The organism is Candidatus Eremiobacteraceae bacterium, from assembly GCA_036511855.1.
GTDB lineage: Bacteria > Vulcanimicrobiota > Vulcanimicrobiia > Eremiobacterales > Eremiobacteraceae > JABCYQ01.
In genome coordinates this window covers 1-6,519 of the sequence record DATCBN010000040.1, presented here as the reverse complement: position 1 = coordinate 6,519, position 6,519 = coordinate 1, and the positions used below count along the sequence as shown (strand labels likewise).

General features: G+C 63.7%; 7 protein-coding genes. 2 read left to right on the top strand and 5 right to left on the bottom strand.

Annotation, left to right across the window (positions count from 1 at the left end; all coding sequences use genetic code 11):
• Positions 1–661 (bottom strand): hypothetical protein (locus VII69_05755; protein ID HEY5094594.1); only part of this gene is annotated, 661 nt, incomplete at its 3' end.
• Entirely contained in the window at positions 658–1,503 is an 846-nt protein-coding gene (locus tag VII69_05750; GenBank protein ID HEY5094593.1) for a M55 family metallopeptidase, read from the bottom strand. The genes VII69_05750 and VII69_05755, both read right to left, overlap by 4 nt.
• A 69-nt stretch (positions 1,504–1,572) precedes the next feature.
• On the opposite strand from VII69_05750, the gene VII69_05745 reads away from it, so the two are divergent.
• Positions 1,573–3,492: a bifunctional homocysteine S-methyltransferase/methylenetetrahydrofolate reductase gene (locus VII69_05745; protein HEY5094592.1), complete on the top strand. Its 1,920-nt coding sequence runs from the start codon at positions 1,573–1,575 to the stop codon at positions 3,490–3,492.
• Here the strand turns inward: VII69_05745 and VII69_05740 are convergent.
• The 3 genes from VII69_05740 to VII69_05730 are packed head-to-tail and all read right to left on the bottom strand — an operon-like array spanning position 3,489 to position 6,034.
• On the bottom strand, positions 3,489–3,920 hold the full coding sequence (locus tag VII69_05740; GenBank protein HEY5094591.1) for a hypothetical protein: 432 nt from the start codon (positions 3,918–3,920) through the stop codon (positions 3,489–3,491). The two genes, VII69_05745 and VII69_05740, sit on opposite strands and share 4 nt — an antisense overlap.
• A complete protein-coding gene (locus VII69_05735) occupies positions 3,917–4,363 on the bottom strand; it encodes a ribonuclease HI family protein (protein HEY5094590.1) in 447 nt (148 codons plus the stop codon). Before VII69_05735 ends, VII69_05740 begins: the two co-directional genes overlap by 4 nt.
• Positions 4,364–4,369: 6 nt before the next feature.
• Complete coding sequence (locus tag VII69_05730; GenBank protein HEY5094589.1) at positions 4,370–6,034, bottom strand: aspartyl protease family protein; 1,665 nt, start codon at positions 6,032–6,034, stop codon at positions 4,370–4,372.
• A gap of 124 nt (positions 6,035–6,158) precedes the next feature.
• On the opposite strand from VII69_05730, the gene VII69_05725 reads away from it, so the two are divergent.
• Positions 6,159–6,519 (top strand): hypothetical protein (locus tag VII69_05725; GenBank protein HEY5094588.1); only part of this gene is annotated, 361 nt, incomplete at its 3' end.

The window sequence follows — 6,519 nt, the reverse complement described above, 5'->3', positions numbered from 1 at the left end:
CGCGCGCCGCTTCGTTCTTCACAAAGTCGATGCGGATCTGGCTCTCTGCGGTGAGCACGCTCGGCGGCCCGAACGCTTGGATCTCCCGCACGAGTTTGAGATAGCGCTCATCGCGGCGCGGCACGCCCGCCCCGATGTCGATCGGGCGGTTCGATGCGTCCGGCGCCGGCATCGCGACCTTGTACTCGAGCGATTTCGTCGATGCCCAGTACGCCGGATCGGTGAACGTGAACGCGCGGCTCCCGCCTTCGTCGCCGAGTACCTGACCTACCGCTATGACGTACGACTCCTTCGGCTGCGGCCGGGCCGGCTTGTCGTCCAGATCCCAGATGCCGTCGGCGCGCAACTGCTCGAACAAGAATGTGCCCTCGGGGCCGGCAAGCGGCACATCGAATTGCTTGGTCACAAGACCGCTGCGGTCGGTCGCCGAGTAGAGGAGCGAAGTTTTTCCATTGTCGTTCGCGATGCGAAAGGTCTCCGACTCGATCGCGCCTGCGGTGTAATAGCACTGCAGCGTCACCGTCCACGTGCTGTTCTCGTTTTGCACTTCGCGCACCAGGGCGTATTGGGGCAGCCAAGGGCGAAAGAATAGCACGTAGCCCAGCACGACGACGGCCACGATGCTGCCCACGACGATCGCGGCGCGCGCGTTTTCGGTCACGCCGTCGCCGCCGCGCCCAGATAGATGACGGCCTGCAGCGCTCGATAGACCGATCGAAAATCGCTCGCCGTGAACGCGATCGAGCGCGGGCCTAGACGGCCGATGCCGGGGATCAGTTCGAGATGGTCGGCCTGCGCCGTCGTCTGCGTGTCGATCTCCATGGTCACCGGTCTTGGCAGTTCGAACGGCTTCGCGCCGTCGATCGCGCACGCGCGCGCCGCGGCGTTGCGCAGTTCTGTCGCGACGGACTTCGGCGAACGGCACTGCGCGGCATAATAGCTGATACTCTGCTTGGTCTCGACAAGTTGCGCCCACGGGAGCGCCGCTTCGGCTTCGGCGAGAGTGGTCTGGTCGCCGGACACGAGCGTTACCGGCACACCGAATGCGCCGGCCAGTGCCGCATTGATCGTCAGCTCGCCCACCGGTGCGCCGCCGAGCCGGCACTCGAAGATAACTTTCGGGCTGTACGTGTGGCCCAAGACCGCTTGAGCGTCACCGATAGCGCCGTGATAGCCGACGAAAAACGCAGCCGTGTGCTCAGGCCCGATCCCCTCGAGCATGAAGAGCGGTTTGAGCCTGCCGGATACGACCTTGGCGCGTTTGTCGACTCGCTCCACGAGGAGATTGCGCATCTTGGAGTGCGAGTCGTTGACGGTCACGCTCGTCGCGCCGCCGTCGAATGCGCCGGCAACTGCGGCGTCCGCTTCTCCGGTCATGACGATCCTGGAACGTTCGTATTCTCGCGACGCGGAGGGCTGGACTTCGTCCCAATGGACGATGTCGGCGCAGCCTTCCATGTCGACCGACACGAAGACGGCGGAATCTCGCGATGAGGGTGCCATATCTTTGTTTTCGTTCTGCGAAAGGAAGCATCCTCGCAGGCGACGCACGAACGGCGAGGGAGAATGACGGTGCGAGAACTCATCACGGCGCGCTGGCGGCGAAGCGCCATACTCGCTGACGGCGCGATGGGAACGCTTCTATTCGCGCGCGGCGCCGCCACGGGAACGAGCGTCGAAGGTGCAAACCTCGACCGGCCCGACGACGTGTTGCGTGCGCATGCAGAATACCTCAGCGCGGGCGCCGAGCTCATCACCACCAACACGTTTGCGGCCAATCGCCTGAAGCTCGCCGCCCACGACCTCGGCGGCCGGCTCGAGGCCATCAATGCAGCGGGCGTCCGATTGGCGCGTACGGCGACGAACGGCGATGCGTATGTCGCCGCGTCGGTCGGCCCGACCGGCGCGCTGTTGCGGCCTTTGGGTCCGCTCGACAGCGGCGAAGCGTTCGATATCTTCGCCGAACAGATCGCGGCACTCGCGGGCGGCGCACCCGATTTGATCCTTCTCGAAACGTTCGGCAGCGTCGGCGAAGCATTGGTGGCGTTAGATGCGGCCAAACGCACCGCACCTTCGCAGCCGGTGCTCGTCTCGCTATCGGTCGTCGAAGACGGCACCACACCGGCGGGCGACGATCTCGGCGTGGCGTTCGCCCGCTTGCGCGAAGCGGGCGCCGACGCGCTCGGTGTGAATTGCGCCGTCGGACCCCAAGCGCTTTTCGATGCGCTCGCGCCGCATGCCGGCGAGATCGATTTGCCTTATTCAGTGATGCCGAACGCAGGCTTCCCCGAAAACATCGACGGACGAACCGTCTATCGCGCCGCACCCGATTATTTCGCGATGTATGCGCGCGACTTCGTCGCGCTCGGCGCCGCTATCGTTGGCGGGTGCTGCGGAACCACACCGGATGTCATCCGGGCCATGGCCTCCGAGGTACGCGACAAGCCGCTCGCGCCGCGCACGAAGCAGCCGCGCCCGCGCGCCGTCGAAACTTCCCGGCCGCCTTCAGACGCCGGCAGCGTTCGCGTCCGGGAGTCCGCGCATATGCGTGGCGCCGCACGCGGCGCCACGCATATCTCATCGTTGCCGGGCGACCGGCCGCTGACGGCGTTCGAGCGCAAGCTCGGCCGGGAATTCGTCGTGACGGTCGAGATCGCCCCACCGCGCGGCGTCGATTGCTCGGCGGCTTTGGATGGAGCGAAGCTCATCGAAGATGCGGGCGCGGATGCGGTGGACATCGCCGACAATCCAACCGCTCGTCTGCGCATGTCAAGTTTGGCGTTGGCGCACTTGATCCGGCGCGAGACGTCACTCGCCGCTATCCTGCATTTGACATGCCGCGATCGCAATCTGCTTGCGCTGCAAAGCGAGCTCCTGGGCGCCGCGGCACTCGACATCACCGCTATACTCGCGCTCACCGGTGATCCGAGCAATATCGGCGACTTTCCGCGCGCGACATCGGTCTTCGATGTCACGGCAGCCGGCCTCACGGAGATGGTGCACGCGCTCAATGCGGGCCGAGATCTCGCGGGCAATGCTCTCGGGGCTCCAACACGGTTTCGCGTCGGTGTCGCGGTGAATCCGCTCGCGGCCGATCCCGCTGCCGAATTCGCGAAGTTTGAAGAGAAGCGAGATGCAGGAGCGGACTTCGTGATGACCCAGCCGATATACGACGTGGCGGCGCTTGCGCCGTTCCTCGCCCGCTCGATCGCGGCCGGCGTGCCGCTGCTCGTCGGAGTTCTGCCTCTGCGCAGCTACCGCAACGCGGAGTACCTCCACAACGAAGTACCGGGCATGTTCATCCCGGATGCCGTTCGCCGGCGCATGCGATCGAGCAACGACGCCGCCATGGAAGGCGCCGCCTTAGCAAGTGAATTGCTGGTCGCTCTGCGAGAAACGCCGGGTGTGGCCGGCGCCTACATCATGCCCCAGGGTCGCTACGATATCGTCGCGGAAATATTGCGCACCACGGGAGCGGCTATGCGCCGCTAGAACGCGTCGCGCCGGCTGCGGACGCCGTTGCGCTTCGCGCCCGATTCAGCTTCGAACACTTCATCCATCACCGTTGCCTTGGTCTCGTCGGCAAGCGGCGCATCGCGGTCGATTTCGCGGCTTTGCAACGGAACGAGCAGGAGCAATACGCCCGCGTCAACCGTTTCGAATACGCGTCCGGCGCGGCTTGCATATTTGTCCGCGACAAGCATCGACGCTTCAACGCGACCGACGATTTCGTGCTCGGCGTCGTAGACGCGGCCATCGCTGTCGACGTACCCTACCAATCGCGAGCCGGCTTCGTCGCCGAAGATCTCCATGCCGCGGACCGCGCCGATCACGGGTCCGGGACCGTCGCCGAGCGTCACGCCGCCCGACGAATCGACAACGGCCACAACTGCGCCACTCTCGCCATACACAGGTCTCATAGCCCGACCCTTGCTTCTCGCATCACGTCCTCACGCGCATCGAGGACCGCGTTCACCAATTTGTCCGCAACCTTGTTCTCGACTCGCGGCACGTGACGCACGTCGGCCCGCTCGAACTGTGCGAGCAGCGCAACGGCCGCGGCGTGGAGGGGGCGCATCTTCGCATCCTTCACGCGGTACTTGCCCTCCAACTGGCGCACCACAAGCTCGCTATCCATGCGGACATCGACGATTCGGCATCCTTCGTCGATCGCCCGGCGCAATGTGAGGATGAGCGCGCGATATTCGGCCACGTTATTCGTGGCGACGCCGATGTATTCACTGATCTCGGCGACCAGCGTACCATCGGCGGCGGCGATGACGCCGCCCGCGGCGGCCGGCCCGGGATTGCCGCGCGCCCCGCCGTCGGTGTAGATGATGCAGACATCCTGTTTGACGTTCACGTGACCCTAAGGATGCGGCGACGAGGCCGCCGCCGCCTTTAGTTTCTCGAGATAGGAGCCGGGCTTTAGATAAATCGTGCCGTTCTTGTAGTCGAGCGTCACCGTGAAGAACCGGAGAACCGAGTAGCCGACAAGCCCGTCTTGGTCCTCGCCTTCGAACGAAGTATCGCCGTGCGTCCGAGAGACGAGAAAGTCTTCGAATTTGACGGTGCCAAACTGATACGACGCGACTTGCGTGAGCGTCTCGGGAATTTCTCCGCCGACACCGCTTGCAGTCAACGTTGGGAGAATTGCGTTTATACTGCGGCCGAGGCCTTCGTCCGCGACATCATCGGGATGAGCGTCTGCGAACTCCGAGAATATCATAACGTCGTCCGAACCGGTGTCGAGGATGAAGTGATCCCCGACAGCATTCCCGACCTGCGCCACCACATACGGAACGCCGTCGTCGAGCGTGGCGCCAAGCTCGATGCCCGCGGTCGGCGGCGCGAATGAATCGGGTGAGCTCGCCGTGACGATGCCGTGCTCGTAGTCGATGCTCACGACGGCGTTCGCGATGAAATCAAAACCGAGCAAGCCGACGACGTTCGTGGCGAAATCCAACCTTTGATTGAAGGGCAAGCAGTCGACGTAGGTATTGTGCATCGTGACCGGACCGATGCCGATCTCTGGAATCACGGCCTGCGTCGCCTCGTACGGTCCGGCTGTCGACTGGATCGACTTACCAAACGTCTTGATGCCGAGATCCTTGGCCACTTCGCCATCCAGAACGATGCCGCTGGCTCCAGAATCGAGCGCAAAATCCAACCCCCGGCCGTTGATGGTCAGGCGCACGATGACTTTGCCGTCGCTCAAACGGGCGGGCAGTCGAACCGTCGTCGCGTCGGGCGGAAACGAGACGATGGAAGCGCCGCCTTCGGGTATGTTGATATCCGCGTCCGCCACACGAACGTTGAAATCATCCGCGGTCACGTGATAATCTCTGTCGTTTTCCGCATGGCCATCCGACAAGTGCGTGTGCCAGGCGCGCATCTCGCCGTCCACCGGACGATAATCGTCATAGGTGATCGTCAGACGGCTATCGGGATACGCATCTATCTCACGATCGAGCAGCGACGTCTTCTTGTCGATGAAGAGCCACTCCAAGCGGCCGTCCGGCGGGTTCACTTTGAGCACGTACGCAGCCACCGGCGAATCGACGTCCCCGGCCAGCGATACATCTTTTGTGGGCGCAGCCGTCGCTACTCGAAGAGCCTGATCGTCCACCTGATTGCGCTTGTGCACGCCGATCTCGTTGATCAGAATGCCGTTCTCGTTGAGCCGCCAGCGCTGGCCGTGAAACCTTCCGAATTGAGTTGTGACCGGCCCGAGCGTGTCGGTCTCGCGATAGTCCTCGCCGGCCGTGACGATGCTGGTGACGCCGGTTAGTCCATATGCCGTGACCGCATCGGTTTCAACTTCAGTAGCGAGCCTTATCTTCGGTGTGCCGTCGGCCTTGCGCCATGCCGCCAAGACCGTCGCAAGGTTCGACGCGCTTGCATGCAGACCGGCGGGCGGCGCGTTCGCCGCCGGCGTCGGATCGGTTGCGGCGCGACACGCGGCGAACGAGAAAACAAGAATCACCACCGCGGTGATAACCGCGCTGCTCGCCGAGCGGCCGGACGCTCGCATCGAGATCCTTTTTACTCCAACCCCACCTGTCGGGACGACGAGTGCAACGGCAAGGTTGGGAGATTCCGTTGGTATAATGGGTATCGGTCACCCGAGAATACAATTCACAGGAGCACGCCTTAGTATGACCTCGATTTGGCGCGTCGCGGCGCTCACCCTTTGCTTCGTCATAGCTGCCTTGGCGGCCGGCGCGGGCATCCACGGCGTTTCTGCGACTGCCGTGGCCGCGCGTTCATCGCCCAGGCCCAAGACCAGTCCCACGACGCCGCCGACGCCATCGATGACCTTCGACGAGATCCCGAACGGCACGTGGCTGATCATCCTTCAGCCAATCGGCTTGCCCGTCTACTCCGACATGACCCTCAAAGATGACGGCACGACGGTCACGGGTTCGTGGAAGTACGATTCGAAGACCACGTACATGCTCTTCGGAACCCGCGACGGCTCGCACATAAAGTTGAGCCTCAAGCCGGACGCGAAGCCGG

Bases quoted from the DNA above. Each gene is read 5' to 3' on its own strand.
- VII69_05750 (HEY5094593.1), bottom strand. From the start codon at position 1,503: ATGGCACCCTCATCGCGAGATTCCGCCGTCTTCGTGTCGGTCGACATG.
- VII69_05730 (HEY5094589.1), bottom strand. From the start codon at position 6,034: ATGCGAGCGTCCGGCCGCTCGGCGAGCAGCGCGGTTATCACCGCGGTG.
- VII69_05740 (HEY5094591.1), bottom strand. From the start codon at position 3,920: ATGAGACCTGTGTATGGCGAGAGTGGCGCAGTTGTGGCCGTTGTCGAT.